We start from the raw sequence: 15,126 nt of genomic DNA, 5'->3' as shown, positions 1-15,126 counted from the left end.
GGAGTGCCGGCAGCAGAAGAGGGCTGCTGCACGGCGGTCGTGAGGGAAGAACCCACACGCAAGCCAAGAGTCGAGTCTACCAGTACCGGGTGGGATCGTGCGAAACGACATCGCCCAGGCGAGACGCCGTCGCGCGGAAGGCGGGACCGGGTGCAGAATCATCCACAACGACGACGACGTCAGGAGCCCGATGACCCCCCTCAGCACCGACCCGACCGCGCGTGCGCGGCTACGCTGGTCCGCCGCCACCTCATCCGTCCAGATCGAGGGTTCCCGTCGTGCTGACGGTGCGGGACGGTCGATCTGGGACGACGAGATCGCGAAGCCGGGACGAATCCGGGACGGCTCGACCGCGGAACCAGCGTGCGACAGCTATCGCCGTGTGGAGGATGACGTCGCCCTGGCAGCCGGACTCGGGCTCGATCGCTACCGGTTCTCGATCCCGTGGGCGCGCGTGCAGCCGGACGGTCACGGACCCGGGAACATCGCAGCGCTGGACCACTACGCCCGCGTCGTCGATGGTCTGCTCGCGGCCGGTGTCACCCCGTTCCCGACCCTCTATCACTGGGAGCTGCCGAGCGCGGTCGAGGCCGACGGTGGCTGGCTCGCCCGCGACACCGCCGAGCGCTTTGGCGAGTACGCCGCCCTCGTCGCCGCCCGTCTCGGTGACCGGGTGTCCTCCTGGTACACGCTGAACGAGCCCGCCATGACGACACTGCAGGGCTACGCGGTCGGGGCACTCGCGCCGGGGAGACAGCTCCTCTTCGGTGCGCTTCCGACCGTGCACCACCAGCTGCTCGCCCATTCCCGAGCCGCAGAGGCGCTGCATGCCCGAGGTGCGGCGAGCGTCGGTCTCGTCAACAACCACACCTGGGTCCTGCCGCTGCGGGACACCGAGGAGGATCGCACCGCTGCCGCGGTGTACGACCTCCTGCACAACCGGTTGTTCAGCGAGCCTCTGCTGTCCGGGACGTCACCGCACCTGGAGGCACGCGGACTCCCGCCGCTGCCCATCCTCGGCGACGACCTCGCCCGCATCGCGGGATCGATCGACTTCTACGGGGTGAACTTCTACAACCCGACGACCGTCACCGCCGGTGCTCCGGATGCCGACATCCCGTTCGAGATCGTGCCCACGCCCGGAGTCCCCGTCACCGGGTTCGGACCGGAGTGGCCGATCATGCCGTCCGCCCTGCGCGACCTCCTCATCGATCTGCACCGACGACACCCGGACATGCCACCGATCATCATCGGGGAGAACGGAGCGTCCTTCCCCGAACCCGACGTCGCCGGTGCCGTCGAGGATGCCGACCGGATCGCCTACCTCTCCACGCACATCGACGCGGTGGGCGAGGCCCTCGATGCCGGCGTCCCGGTCGAGGAGTACACGGTCTGGTCCCTGCTCGACAACTGGGAATGGACGGACGGCTACACTCAGCGGTTCGGTCTCGTGCACGTGGACTTCTCGTCGGGGGAGCGCACTCCGAAGGCTTCCTACGGGTGGTACCGCGACCTCGTCGCCGGCGCTCGTGAGGCCAGGGACGCCGCGGCGGCACGGGCATGACCGGTACCCCGGGCCTCGTCGCCCGCCGCGCCGGTCTTCGCTGGATGTCGCTGTTCACGCTCGCCTGGCTCGCCATCTGGACCGTCCAGCTCACCCCGGTCCAGCTCCTTCTCCCGCTGCAGCTCGACACTCCGGAGGACGACTGGATCCGCGGCGTCGTCTCCTCCGGGATCGTGCTCGGAGTGGGTGGTCTCGCCGGCGTCGTCGCCGGGCCGCTCGCCGGGGCGCTCTCGGATCGAGCCCGCGCCGGCGCGCACCGGCGGCGGCCATGGGCTCTGGGAGGGGTCGCGCTCACGGCCGTCTGTCTCGTCCTCACCGGGTTCGCCGAGGGCCCATGGGCAGTCGGCGCCGGCTGGGTCGGCGTCTCGATCGGCGTCGCCGTCTCCTCCGCCGCGTTCACCGCGCTCATCGCCGACCAGCTCCCGACGACGCAGCGCGGTGCCGCGTCCGCCGCGGTCGGGTCGAGCCAGGCGGTCGGGATCGTGCTGGGGGTCGGGCTCGTCGTGCTGCTGGGCCTCGACATCGTCGCCGGGTATCTGCTCCTCGCCGGCATCATCGCGGTGGTCGGGGTCGCGGCGGCGCTGCTGCTGCCGGACCCGCCGAGCACGGAGGCGCTGCGTCCTCAGCGCATCGGGCGGCCCCGCCTGGCGTCGCTCCGCGACCGCGACTTCGCCTGGATGCTCTCCGGACGACTCGTCACCAACATCGGCAACGCCCTCGGCACGGCGCTGTTCCTCTTCTTCCTCCTCCACGGCCTCGGACAGGAGAGCACGACCGCACAGGACAACCTCCTCCTGCTGATCGTCGTATACACGGTCTTCGTGGTGCTCGCCTCCGTGATCACCGGAATCGTCTCCGACCGCACCGGGGAGCGGCGCCGGCTCGCCGTGGGGGCCACGGTCGTGCAGGCGGCGTCGGGTATGGTGATCGTGGCCGCACCGACCTTCGAGATGACGATGGTGGCCGCCGCGTTCATGGGCGTCGGCTACGGCGCCTTCTCGACGGTGGGCCTCGCGTTCGCCGCCGATCTGCTCCCGGATGAGCAGGATCACGCGCGCGATCTCGGAATCGTGAACGTGACCGCCGCCCTCGGACAGCTCATCGGGCCCGTGCTCGGCGCAGGACTCGTCGCCCTGGCCGGCGGGTTCTGGCTCGTCTTCCTGGCGGCGGCCATCCTGTCGCTCGTCGGGGGAGCGCTCACCGCTGCCGCGCGGCCGCGGGTGTCCTCAGCGTGACGCCGCGCGCTCCTCGATCGTCGCGATCGCGAGGGCGAGGACGGCGTTGAACACCCGCGGACGCATGGCGGTGAGCAGGTGCGTGGTCCGCGGCACGACGATGAGCTCCGCCTGCGGGGCCAGGCGCCGGAACAGGGGCTCGTTCAGCCGGAGCTGATCGTACTGGCCGTTCACGAACCACAGGGGTACCCGGATCCGGGGGACCGCGGCGGCGACGTCCAGGGCGGCGAGGCTGCGGAGCGTCTGGTCCTGGATGTCCAGCGCATATCCTCCGGCGGAGAAGTCGCCGCGGTTGTCCTCGGGGATCGTCGCGGCGAGCATCCGCTGCGTCAGCCACATGCCGCGGTCCGGCAGGGAGTCGACGGCCCGGGCGAACAGCCGATAGGCACGCAGCCCGGGGCCGCGGGGGAGCGACGTGCACGCGGCGGCGACGAGTCCGTCGACAGGGGGAGGCTCGGCCCCGCCCGTGTACGCGAGGGAGAGCAGCCCGCCCATCGAGTGGCCAACCAGCAGGACGGGGCCCTTCTCCGCGGCGGCGCGGACGGCCGCGTCGATCGTGTGCAGCGCCTCGTGAAGGGTGAAGTCCTCGTCCATCCGGCTGCCGTGGCCGGGGAGGTCGACGGCGGTGACGGGGAGCCCGTGCGCCTCCAGGTACTCGACCTGCGACCGCCACATCGTGGCGGACGTGCGGATGCCGTGCACGAGGACGGTCTGGACGGTCACGCCTTCAGCATAAGGAAGCGGGGCCGGTGGATGGACCACCGACCCCGCTTCGACACGAGATGTGTCAGAGAGTGTTACTTCTCCCAGCCGACGTTCTCGACCGGCGTGACACCGAACAGGTCGAGACCGACGTAGGGCTCCGGCGTGAGGTTCGCCAGGCCGTTCTTGACCACGTAGATCGAGGGGCCGCTGTACAGCGGGATGAGGCCCCACGTCTGCTCGATGATCTTCGGCTCGAGGTCCATCGCCGCGGTGGTCCAGGACTCCGCGTCCTTCTGGCTCTCGACCTCGTCGGCGATCTGCTTGTCGATCTCCTCCGTGCCGGTCGCCGACAGGTTCAGACCGCTGTCCGAGCAGTAGAGCTGGCAGAACCAGGCCGGGCCGAACGGGTCGGAGTCGGTGAAGCGGAGCGAGACGACGTCCCAGTTCTTCGTGGTGAAGTCGCTGGAGAAGTCGGCGGAGGCGCGGACATCGATCTTGAGGTCGATGCCGATCTCCTTCTGCTGCGCCTGCAGCGACTTCGCGAGGGCCTCGATGGTCGGGTCCTCACCGAAGATCGGGAACGTGACGGAGAGCTTCTCGCCATCCTTCTCGCGGATGCCGTCCTCGCCCTCGGTCCAGCCGGCGTCGTCGAGGAGCTTCTTGGCGCCCTCGACGTCGTGCTTCAGACCGGCTTCGGCGAACGAGTCCTTGTAGCCGTCCTGGAACGAGTACAGGTTGAGCGAACCGGCGACCGGCTCCTCGTAGCCGAGGCCGTTCCACGCGATCTGCTTCTGCTGGTCGACGTTCACGCCGAGGAAGAACGCCTTGCGCACGTCGATGTCCTCGAACTGCGGCTTGTCGGCGTCGACGAGCAGGACCGTCTTGGCGGTCTGCTGCGCACGGCGGACGACGGTGTCGTCCACTTCCTGGACCTGCTTCAGGCGGTCGTTGGTGTTGGCGCCCACCATGTCGATCTCGCCGTTCTTGAAGGCGTTGATCGAGGCGTCGGGCTCCATGGCCGTGAAGGTGACCGTGTCGAGCAGCGGCGCGTTGCCCCACCACTCGGGGTTCGGCTTGAACGAGACGAAGCCGCCGTTCGCGTCGAACGTGTCGACGGTGTACGGGCCGGCGCCCCACTCGGGGTGCATGTTGCCGATGAAGGCCTCGTTGAACACGGCCGGGTCGGCGATGTCCGGGTGCAGGACGCCACCCGTGAGGAACGCCATGGACGGCCAGGCGTAGATGCCGTCGAACGTCACGACGGCGGTCTTCGCGGTGTCACCCTGCTCGACGGTCTTGATCTGCTTGTAGCCGTCGGTCGCGTTCGGGTTGAAGCCCTCGTCGTAGGAGCGGTTGGCCTTCCACGTGGCGTCGATGGACGTCCAGTCCATGTCGGTGCCGTCGTTGAAGTGCGCCTCGTCCTTGAACGTGAAGGTGATGGTCGTGTTGCCATCCTCCTCGCCGATCTCGTACGCATCGAGGTAGGCGTCGTTCTTCGTGACCTCGCCCTCCGGCGAGACCAGGAGGATCTGCGGCATGTACCACGACCACAGGCGAGCGGTGTCAGCACTGGCATCGCTGTTGAAGCCGTTCAGCTGCTCCGGGATCTCGTTGATGGGGAAGTTGACCTCGCCACCTTCCTGGAGGTTGCTGCGGTCCTGCGGGTTGTAGTCGGCGGTCTTGGTCTCGACCTTCTCGCCGTTGTCCCCGCCACCGGTGTTCCCGGAACCGCTCGCGCAGCCCGCGAGGGCGAGTGCGAGGGCGCCGCCGATCGCGACCGCCCCCAGCAACTTCTTGTTCTTCATGGTGCTCCTTTCGCCTTTCGGCGTTTCATAAAGGGAAGACTAGTTCGAGCTTTATCCCGGTACACCGCACTGCGGTGAATGCCGCCTAACCGTTATCGGACGGTGACCAGGAACGGGCGCATGGTTTCGGGTCAGACCGTCGCGGGCTTCGTCGACATCGTCTCGGCGTCGAAGACCACCCGCTCACGGGTGCGCTCGATGTCGGGATCCGGCACGGGGATCGCCGACAGCAGCGCCTTCGTGTACGGGTGCTGCGGGTCGTCGAAGACCTGGTCGACGTCGCCGTGCTCCACGAACTCGCCGAGGTACATCACGGCCACGCGGTCGGCGATGTGACGCACCACCGAGAGGTCGTGCGCGACGAAGAGGTACGAGAGCCCGAGCTTGGTCTTGAGTTCGTCGAGCAGGTTGATGACGCCGGCTTGGATCGAGACGTCGAGCGCGGACACCGGCTCGTCGAGCACGACGATCTTGGGGTTCGTCGACAGGGCCCGGGCGATGCCGATGCGCTGCCGCTGACCGCCCGAGAACGCCTGCGGGAAGCGGTCGCTGTGCGCGGGGTTGAGCCCGACGAGGTCCATGAGCTCGTCCACCCGCCGGTGCGCCTCCTCCTTGGGAGTGCCGATCGCGAAGAGCGGCTCCGAGATGATGTCGGCCACCGTCATGCGCGGGTCGAGGGCTCCCATCGGGTCCTGGAAGACGATCTGGATGTCGCGGCGCAGGGCGCGCTCGACCTTGCGGCTGTGGATGTCGTTGACACTGGTGCCGGCGATGACGATGTCGCCCTCGGTCTGCTTGACCATGTCCATGATCTGCAGCAGCGTCGTCGTCTTGCCCGAGCCCGACTCGCCGACGATGGCCATCGTCTCGCCCTCGCGCACGTCGAAGCTGATGCCCTTGATCGCCTGGACCTCGCCGACCTTGCGCTTCAAGAACGCGCCCTTGACCAACGGGAACGTCTTGCGGAGGTTCTTCACCTCGAGCGTGATCGGCCGCTCCTCACGCGGCGTCCGTGTGAGGTCGCTCTCCGGGACGGGGCGGACGGGGTAGACGGGCAGGCCACCGAGGAGGCCGCCGTCCTCGATCTCGTGCGCGCGGATGCAGGCCGCCTGATGCAGGTCGCCAGAGCCCGTCGGCACGGGGAGCAGCTCGGGCTCCTTGGCGCGGCAGGCGTCCATGACGATCGGGCAGCGGTCGGCGAACGGGCAGGCGTCCGGGAGGTTGATGAGCAGCGGCGGGTTCCCCTTGATGGGGGTCAGCGGCTCCTTCTCGGCCTTGTCCACGCGCGGGATGGCGCCGAGCAGACCGATCGAGTACGGCATGCGGGTCTTGTGGAACAGCTCGCGCACGGGCGCGTGCTCCACGGGCTTGCCGGCGTACATCACGAGCACGTCGTCGGCGGTGCGGGCGACCACGCCCATGTCGTGCGTGATCATGATCACCGCCGCGCCGGTCTCGTCCTGCGCCTTCTCGATGAGGTCGAGGATCTGCGCCTGGATGGTGACGTCGAGGGCCGTGGTGGGCTCGTCGCAGATGATGAGCTTCGGATCGTTGGCCATCGCGATGGCGATGACGACACGCTGCCGCATGCCTCCGGAGAACTCGTGCGGGAAGGACTTCATCCGCCGCTCGGGCTCGGTGATGCCGACGAGCTTGAGCAGCTCGACGGAGCGGTCCCAGGCGTCCTTCTTGGACAGGCCGCGGTGGACCGTGAGGGCCTCGATGAGCTGATCGCCGACCGTGTAGACCGGCGTGAGCGAGGTCAGCGGGTCCTGGAAGACCATCGACATGCCGTTGCCGCGGATGACCGACAGCTGCTTGTCGCTCATGCCGACGAGTTCCTTCCCGTCATACATGATCGAGCCGGTGACCTTGGCGTTCTCGTCGAGGAGACCCATGATCGCGAGCGAGGTCACGGACTTGCCGGAGCCGGATTCGCCGACGATGCCGAGGGTCTTGCCGGCTTCGAGGTCGAAGGAGACGCCGCGGACGGCGTCGACGCGGCCGGCCTCGGAGGCGAAGCTGACCTTGAGGTCGCGGACGGAGAGGACGTTGGTCATGCGCGGCCTCCAGCAGCCGAGGTGGGATCGAGGGCGTCGCGCAGGCCGTCGGCGATGAGCGCCATCGACACGGTGAGCAGGGTCAGCGCCGCCGCCGGGAAGTAGAACAGCCAGGGCGCCGTGGTCAACGAGCTCGAGCCGGCGCCGATGAGGGCACCGAGCGACACGTCGGGGATCTTGACGCCGAAGCCCAGGAAGGACAGGCCCGTCTCCGTCACCACGGCGTTGACGACGCCGAGGGTGAAGTTGATGACGAGGAGAGAGCCGATGTTGGGCAGGAGGTGGCGGAGCACGATGCGCATGCCGCCGACGCCCATGTACCGGGAGGCACTGACGTACTCGCGCTCGCGGAGCGACAGGGCCATCGTCCAGATGACGCGGGCGGGGAAGTACCACCCGATCACGAAGATCATGATGAGGGCGATGACGCGCCAGTCGCCGCCGGCCTTGTTCGAGATCATCGCGAGGATGAGGAAGCTCGGGATCACCATCATGAAGTGGATGACCAGGAGCGAGATGCGCTCCGTCCAGCCGCCGAAGTAGGCCGCGGCCGTGCCGACGAGCGCGGACACGATCGTGACGCCGACGGAGACGGTGATGGCGATCATGAGCGACCGCTGCAGGCCGACGGCGACCTGGGCGAAGAGGTCGTTTCCGGCGTTGTTCGTGCCGAACCAGTGTTCCGCGGACGGGGGAGTGCTGAGGTTCAGGAAGTCGAGTTCGATGTGGTCGTACCGGGCGATGAAGGGCCCGAGGATGGCGAACAGCACGAGGACGACGAAGATCACGAGGCCGATGAGGGCTCCGCGGTTCCGGGAGAAGCGTCGCCAGTACAGCGTCCACTTCGACAGCCGCTTGGTGGCGACGCGGGTGGTCTCGGGGCCGGCGGTCTCCGGCTCCGGGTGGATGGTCGGGTCGAGCATGTCGGTGCTCATGTCAGCTCACTCTCACGCGCGGGTCGAGGACGACGACGGCGATGTCGGCGAGGATGGCGCCGATCGCCGTGAGGACCGCACCGAAGGCGGCGATCGCGACGGTTCCGTGGATGTCGTTCTTGGTGATGGTCTCGATGAAGTACCGGCCCATGCCGTTCCACGCGAAGATCGTCTCGGTCAGCACCGCTCCGGTGAAGATCGCGGGGATCGTGAAGGCGACCTGCGTGGCGACGGGGATGAGAGACGTCCGAAGTGCGTGCTTCCGGATGGCCTGCTGCTTGGTCAGGCCCTTCGCGCGGGCCGTCCGGACGTAGTCGGCGTTGATGTTGTCCAGGAGGAGCGATCGCTGCAGGAAGTGGATGCTGGCGTAGCCGGTGAGCACCAGCGCGATCGTCGGCAGCGTCAGGTGTTGCAACACGTCTATGAGCGTGGGGAAGAAACCCTCGACGCCTTGGCTCGCGTTGCCGGTCACGTAGAAGATGCGGGTACCGGTGGCGTTGTTCAGGCCGATCGCGAGGAGGACGATCGCGAAGGCCGCGACGACGATCGGGATGTTGAGCGTGATGATGCTCGTGGCCTGGCCGATGCGGTCGGCGAGCTTGTACTGCCGAGACGCGGTGTAGACGCCGAGCGCGATGCCGAGGACCGTCGTGAGGATCGTCGCCCCGAGGACGAGCTCTGCGCTGACCCACATGCGGTAGGCGACCTGCTCGTTGACGGAACCGCCGGTCGGGCTCACGCCCCAGTCCCAGCGGAGGAGGATGCCGGTGAACCAGGTCCACCACCGCTCGATGAGCGGGACGGTGTCGCTCAGGTTGCGGGGAGCGAGGGTGTTCACGATCTGCTCTTCGGTGAGCGGAGGGCGACGACCCACATAGTTGCTGCGCGGATCGAGGAAGCCCCACGCGAGGAAGTAGGTGAGGTTCGTCGCGACCACGATCATGAGCAGCCAGCCGAGGGCACGGCGCGCGAGGTACTTGATCAAGGGGGATTTGTCTTTCTCTTCTCCAGACGCGCTCGGGGTCTGCCGACGCAACGCTGAGCCGGGCGGATGATCGGGTGTCATCCGCCGTTCCGCGCGACGCGACAGCCCTCACGGAGTCTGTGACGGAGTCGTATCGCTTACGGGATCCGGTGTCACGGATTGATCCCGGGCAACTTCGGGAGACTATCACCGATACGCCCGAATGGGGATTATGAGAGCCCTCACCGTACAATCGACGGGACATGTCCCCACGCGCTCTCACCCCTCTTCAGCCTGCCGCGACGCCGGCTGCGCAGATCCGCAATTTCTGCATCATCGCCCACATCGACCACGGCAAGTCGACCCTGGCCGACCGCATGCTCCAGATCACCGGCGTGGTCGCGGAGCGGGACATGCGTGCCCAGTACCTCGACCGCATGGACATCGAGCGTGAGCGCGGCATCACGATCAAGAGCCAGGCGGTGCGGATGCCCTGGGCGCTCGCCCAGGCGCAGGGGGCCGACGAGGTCTTCGCGCTCAACATGATCGACACACCGGGTCACGTGGACTTCACGTATGAGGTGTCGCGGTCGCTGGCGGCATGCGAGGGAGCCATCCTCCTCGTCGACGCGGCGCAGGGCATCGAGGCCCAGACGCTCGCCAACCTCTACCTCGCGCTGGAGAACGACCTCCACATCATCCCCGTCCTCAACAAGATCGACCTCCCGGCCGCCGATCCCGAGAAGTACGCGAAGGAGCTCGCCTCGCTCATCGGCGGCAAGCCCGAGGATGTGCTGCGGGTCTCCGGGAAGACCGGCATGGGGGTCGAGGATCTGCTCGACCGGATCGTTGAGGAGATCCCGGCTCCGGTTGGGGACGCGGACGCACCGGCGCGCGCCATGATCTTCGATTCCGTGTACGACGCCTACCGCGGTGTCGTCACCTACGTGCGGATGGTCGACGGCAGCCTCTCGCCCCGCGAGCGCATCCAGATGATGTCCACGGGCGCGAACCACGAGGCTCTCGAGGTCGGCGTGTCGAGCCCGGAGCCCACTCCCACCAAGGGTCTCGGCGTCGGCGAGGTGGGCTACCTCATCACCGGCGTGAAGGACGTGCGTCAGTCGAAGGTCGGCGACACGATCACGAACGCCCGCAAGCCCGCGGCGGAAGCTCTTCCCGGCTACACGGACCCCAAGCCGATGGTCTTCTCGGGTATCTACCCGATCGACGGCAGCGACTACGCGGAACTGCGCGAGGCGCTCGACAAGCTGAAGCTCTCCGATGCCTCGCTGCAGTACGAGCCGGAGACCTCTGTGGCTCTCGGGTTCGGATTCCGCTGCGGCTTCCTCGGCCTGCTGCACCTGGAGATCGTGACCGAGCGCCTCGCGCGGGAGTTCGGCCTCGACCTCATCACCACCGCGCCGAGCGTGATCTACGAGGTGCTCACGAGCGACACCGGCGAGACCGTCACCGTCACGAACCCGAGCGAGTACCCCGATGGGCGCATCGGCTCGGTGTCGGAGCCCATGGTCAAGGCAGCCATCCTGTTGCCCAAGGACTACGTCGGCACCGTCATGGAGCTGTGCCAGTCGCGTCGTGGCACGTTGCTCGGCATGGAGTACTTCTCCGAGGAGCGCGTCGAGCTGCGCTACAACATGCCGCTCGGCGAGATCGTGTTCGACTTCTTCGACCAGCTCAAGTCCAAGACGCAGGGCTACGCCTCCCTGGATTACGAGCCCTCGGGGCAGCAGGAGGCCGACCTCGTCAAGGTCGACATCCTGCTCCAGGGCGAGAAGGTCGACGCGTTCAGCTCGATCGTGCACCGTGACAAGGCGTACGCCTACGGCACGATGATGGCGGAGCGGCTGCGCAAGCTCATCCCTCGCCAGCAGTTCGAGGTGCCGATCCAGGCCGCGATCGGTGCCCGCATCATCGCTCGCGAGACGATCCGCGCGATCCGCAAGGACGTGCTCGCGAAGTGCTACGGCGGTGACATCACCCGTAAGCGCAAACTCCTCGAGAAGCAGAAGGAGGGGAAGAAGCGCATGAAGATGGTGGGCCGCGTCGAGGTCCCCCAGGAGGCGTTCATCGCCGCGCTCTCCGGCGACGTCGAGACCAAGGACAAGAAGTAGCCTCGGTTCTTCCGGGCTGCCCGCGCTGGGTCGCTGAGCTCGTCGAAGCGCGCGGTTCTCAGGGTCGGTCCACGCTGGGTCGCTGAGCTTGTCGAAGCGCGCCGTCCTCAGGGGCTGCCCGCGCTGGGTCGCTGAGCTTGTCGAAGCGCACTGTACGAGGTCGACAACGACGGAAGGTCCTCCCACCGACCCTCGATCAGCGCCATCTTCTTCCACGGCTCCACCCCTGGATCTGCTTCTCCCGGAAAAAGGCGGCGTCGACGGTGTCGAAGTGCTCCGCGTACACCAGTGAGACCGGTCTCCGGCGCCGCGTATGACTGGCGGAGAAGGCGTCGTCGTGGTTGTGCTCCCAGACGCGGGCTTCGAGGTCGCCGTTCGTGCTGCCCGTGTAGAAACTGCCGTCTGCGCATTCGAGGATGTAGGCCCATGGCATCGGGCCATCATGGCGGAGGTGCGTGCGGCTTGGCCGGGGCGTGAGGAGATCCCTTCGACAAGCTCAGGGACCCAGCGGTGTGGAGGAGCCTTGGACTGAGTGTTGTGCGCCCTTCGACACGCTCAGGGACCCAGCCCTTCGACACGCTCAGGGATCCAGCCCTTCGACAGGCTCAGGGACCCAGCATCATCCGGGGGATGTGACGGCGTGCGGCGCGGGGGGTGTTCGCTCAGGGAACCCGAAGTAGGCTGGAACTCATGCGGCGCGGGACTTTCCGAGACGACACGGTGGACTATGCGGCCGTGGGTGCGACCCACGCCCCCGATCTGATGCAGTACCCGCCGGAGCGCAGCATCCCGGCGGAGGAATCCTGGCGCATCGGCAGCGGTGAGGAGCGTTTCCAGACGGCCGGCGAGGCCCTGCTGTCGTGGACGGCGCAGCGCGCCGCCGGGCTCTCCGTGGAAGATGTCCGTCCTGCTCCCGGTCCGGCGTACGCGGGCGTGAGCTTCGACGCCGAAGGGAACCCGATCGCGCCGAGCAAGCGCGACGTGGAGCCGCGGTACGACGCGGAGGGGATGCCCTTCGTGGGCGCGGGAATGACGCTCCACCTGCGCGGCCGTGTCGGTGGCATGCGCGCCGATTCGGAGCTGCGCGTGATCTCCGTCACCGAGGAGACCCGCCGGATCGGCTTCGTGCTGGGCACGGTGGGCGGATCCGTGGTCCGCGGCGAGGAGTCGTTCGATGTGGACTGGCGTGAGGACAACGACGAGGTGTGGTTCACCGTCCGCGCCTTCGACGCCCCGAACACGCTGCTCTATCGCCTCGTCCCCGCCCTCATGAAGCGCCGCCGTCGCGAGCTCTTCGCGCGCTACCTCCGCGCGATCTCCCCGCTCTACGCGACCCCGGTGTGATGGCGGGACCGCTTCCGCTCGGGGATCCCGCGCCGCCGGACGGGCGACTCCCTGCCGACCTCCCGATCTCCGCGGAGACGCCGTTCTCCGCCTACCTCCACATCCCGTTCTGCCGGGTGCGCTGCGGCTACTGCGACTTCAACACGTACACGTCCAGCGAGCTCCGCGGGGCGAAGCAGGAGGACTACGCGTCCACCCTCATCGGCGAGATCGCCCTCGCCCGCACCGTGCTGGAGGACGCCGGAGCGCTGCGGCCGATGGACACGGTGTTCTTCGGTGGCGGCACACCCACGCTGCTGCCGGCAGGCGATCTGGCGCGGATGCTGGGAGCGGCCACCGCGGCGTTCGGGCTCGCTCCGGGTGCCGAGGTGACGGTCGAGGCCAATCCCGACACGGTGACGCCGGAGGTCGCGCGCATCCTCGCAGAGGCGGGGGTCACGAGACTCTCCGTCGGCATGCAGTCGGCCGTCCCGCACGTGCTCGCCGCGCTCGATCGGACGCATCGGCCCGAGAACGTGCGCACCGCGGTCGCCGCCGCGAAGGACGCGGGCCTCGCCGTCAGCGTCGACCTCATCTACGGCGCGCCGGGGGAATCGCTCGCGGATTGGGAAGCATCCCTGGACGCCGCGCTCGCCCTGGAGTCCGACCACATCTCCGCGTACGCGCTCATCATCGAAGACGGCACGAAGCTCGCGCGGCAGATCCGTCGTGGCGAGGTGCCGACACCGGACGACGACCTGCAGGCGGACATGTACGAGATGGCGGACGAGCGCCTCGCCGCCGCCGGGTTCGAGTGGTACGAGGTCAGCAACTGGGCCCGCAGCGAAGGGCAGCGGTCGCGGCACAACCTCGCATACTGGCGGGGGAGCGACTGGTGGGGCTTCGGCCCCGGGGCGCACAGCCACGTGGCCGGGCTCCGGTGGTGGAACGTCAAGCACCCGGCGGCCTACGCACAGCGGCTGGCCGCCTCATCCTCGCCGGCGGCAGGTCGCGAACGTCCCGACCAGGAGGCGCAGACGCTCGAGCGCATCCTCCTCCTCAGCCGCATCCGCGAAGGGATCGCGGTGACGGACGTCCCGGAGCGGAACAGGGACCGCGTCGCCGGGCTCATCGCCGACGGCCTGATCGATGCGCCGGCGGCGATCCGCGGTCGCGTGCAGCTCACGCTGCGCGGTCGCCTCCTCGCCGACGCGGTGGTGCGTGAGCTGACGGACTGAGCGACGCCGCCCGGGCCGTCCCGCCTTCGGAGAACTCCCGATCGCAGGAGGTAGGATTGGCACTCAGGGCGGCAGAGTGCCAGCACCCGGTCGGCGGGAAGGGGAACCCATGGTCACAGAGCGAGGGCTGCAGGTTCTCCGCGCGATCGTGCAGGACTACGTCGAGACGCACGAGCCCGTGGGCAGCCGTTCCATCGTCGACCGCCATTCCTTCGGCGTCTCGGCCGCGACGATCCGCAACGACATGGCGCAGCTGGAGGACGAAGAGCTGATCACGGCTCCGCACACGTCGTCCGGGCGCGTCCCCACGGACAAGGGCTACCGGGTGTTCGTGAATCACCTCGCCCAGCTCCGACCGCTCTCCACCGCGCAGCGCTCGGCCATCGAGTCGTTCCTCGCCGATCCGGCCGACCTCGACGATCTGATGGTCCGTACTGTCCGCGTGCTCACGCAACTCACCGGACAGGTCGCGCTGGCCCAGTACCCGTCGTTCGCGCGGGCCCACGTGACGCACGTCGAACTCGTGACGCTCGCTCCCAACCGGCTCCTCACGGTCCTGGTCACGGACGCCGGCGGGGTATCACAGCGGATCACCGCGCTGCCGGACACGATCGACGAAGCGGACCTCGCGGTGCTGCGCGCTCGACTGTCCGCCCTCATCACCGGGCAGGCGATCGCGGCGGCTTCCGACCGCCTGCAGGCACTCCTCGCCACGGAGGAGGCCCCCCAGGACCGCGTTCTCCGCGCCGTCGCCGGAGTCGTGATCGACGAGCTCGGCGGCTTCCGGCAGGAGCGGCTCGTGATGGCGGGCGCGGCGACCCTGGCGCGACGGGAACAGGACTTCCGCGGCAGCATCCATCCCCTCCTCGAGGCCATCGAGGAGCAGGTCACGCTGCTGCGGCTGATGAGCGAGATGGTGCCGGACGAGCACGGCCTCGCGGCGAGCATCGGCACCGAGAACGCCTCCTTCGGGCTCGGCGAGGCGTCGATCGTGGCCAGCAACTACGCGGCACCCTCGGGGACCGCGCGGGTCGGTGTCATGGGACCGACCCGGATGGACTATCCGAGCAACCTCGCAGCGGCACGGGCGGTCGCCCGCTACCTGTCGCGGATGCTCGACGACGACGAGGCCGGCCGCTGAGGCGGCCCCACGGAAAACACGCGC

The 15,126-nt window shown here is 68.3% G+C and carries 12 protein-coding genes; 6 read left to right on the top strand and 6 right to left on the bottom strand.

Features of this window, described 5'->3' with window-relative positions:
* Positions 1-190 precede the first annotated feature (190 nt).
* Together AC3B5L_RS10120 and AC3B5L_RS10115 are read left to right on the top strand one after the other, a co-directional pair.
* Positions 191-1,564: a glycoside hydrolase family 1 protein gene (locus tag AC3B5L_RS10120; protein WP_490095727.1), complete on the top strand. Its 1,374-nt coding sequence runs from the start codon at positions 191-193 to the stop codon at positions 1,562-1,564.
* A complete protein-coding gene (locus AC3B5L_RS10115; protein ID WP_259952204.1) occupies positions 1,561-2,799 on the top strand; it encodes an MFS transporter in 1,239 nt (412 codons plus the stop codon). The genes AC3B5L_RS10120 and AC3B5L_RS10115 overlap by 4 nt, the downstream gene beginning before the upstream one ends.
* Here AC3B5L_RS10115 and AC3B5L_RS10110 read toward each other — a convergent pair.
* From AC3B5L_RS10110 to AC3B5L_RS10090, 5 genes are all read right to left on the bottom strand, one after another.
* A complete protein-coding gene (locus AC3B5L_RS10110; protein ID WP_259952206.1) occupies positions 2,791-3,522 on the bottom strand; it encodes an alpha/beta fold hydrolase in 732 nt (243 codons plus the stop codon). The genes AC3B5L_RS10115 and AC3B5L_RS10110 overlap by 9 nt on opposite strands.
* A gap of 74 nt (positions 3,523-3,596) precedes the next feature.
* Positions 3,597-5,309: an ABC transporter family substrate-binding protein gene (locus AC3B5L_RS10105; RefSeq protein WP_187661673.1), complete on the bottom strand. Its 1,713-nt coding sequence runs from the start codon at positions 5,307-5,309 to the stop codon at positions 3,597-3,599.
* Positions 5,310-5,440: 131 nt separating this feature from the next.
* A complete protein-coding gene (locus AC3B5L_RS10100) occupies positions 5,441-7,369 on the bottom strand; it encodes an ABC transporter ATP-binding protein (RefSeq protein WP_187661672.1) in 1,929 nt (642 codons plus the stop codon).
* Positions 7,366-8,304: an ABC transporter permease gene (locus AC3B5L_RS10095; protein ID WP_062766635.1), complete on the bottom strand. Its 939-nt coding sequence runs from the start codon at positions 8,302-8,304 to the stop codon at positions 7,366-7,368. The genes AC3B5L_RS10100 and AC3B5L_RS10095 overlap by 4 nt, the downstream gene beginning before the upstream one ends.
* Before the next feature lies 1 nt (position 8,305).
* Positions 8,306-9,289, bottom strand: coding sequence for an ABC transporter permease (locus AC3B5L_RS10090; RefSeq protein ID WP_101845332.1), 984 nt, complete (start codon positions 9,287-9,289; stop codon positions 8,306-8,308).
* A 242-nt stretch (positions 9,290-9,531) separates the two neighbouring features.
* Here AC3B5L_RS10090 and lepA point away from each other — a divergent pair, with 242 nt between their 5' ends.
* Positions 9,532-11,400, top strand: coding sequence for a translation elongation factor 4 (gene lepA / locus AC3B5L_RS10085; protein WP_259952209.1), 1,869 nt, complete (start codon positions 9,532-9,534; stop codon positions 11,398-11,400).
* Positions 11,401-11,596: 196 nt separating this feature from the next.
* Here the strand turns inward: lepA and AC3B5L_RS10080 are convergent, their stop codons facing one another.
* On the bottom strand, positions 11,597-11,833 hold the full coding sequence (locus AC3B5L_RS10080) for a GIY-YIG nuclease family protein (protein ID WP_490095726.1): 237 nt from the start codon (positions 11,831-11,833) through the stop codon (positions 11,597-11,599).
* 257 nt (positions 11,834-12,090) lie between these two features.
* On the opposite strand from AC3B5L_RS10080, the gene AC3B5L_RS10075 reads away from it, so the two are divergent.
* From AC3B5L_RS10075 to hrcA, 3 genes are all read left to right on the top strand, one after another.
* Positions 12,091-12,744, top strand: coding sequence for a DUF1990 domain-containing protein (locus AC3B5L_RS10075; protein ID WP_187661669.1), 654 nt, complete (start codon positions 12,091-12,093; stop codon positions 12,742-12,744).
* The gene (hemW, locus tag AC3B5L_RS10070; RefSeq protein WP_187661668.1) at positions 12,744-13,961 is read left to right on the top strand and encodes a radical SAM family heme chaperone HemW; all 1,218 of its coding nucleotides are present in this window, start codon (positions 12,744-12,746) and stop codon (positions 13,959-13,961) included. The genes AC3B5L_RS10075 and hemW overlap by 1 nt, the downstream gene beginning before the upstream one ends.
* A gap of 109 nt (positions 13,962-14,070) precedes the next feature.
* A complete protein-coding gene (hrcA, locus tag AC3B5L_RS10065) occupies positions 14,071-15,102 on the top strand; it encodes a heat-inducible transcriptional repressor HrcA (protein WP_259952211.1) in 1,032 nt (343 codons plus the stop codon).
* Positions 15,103-15,126: the final 24 nt, after the last annotated feature.

Source organism: Microbacterium sp. C-MGS6, from assembly GCF_058140415.1.
This window is presented reverse-complemented; position numbering and strand designations above follow the sequence as displayed.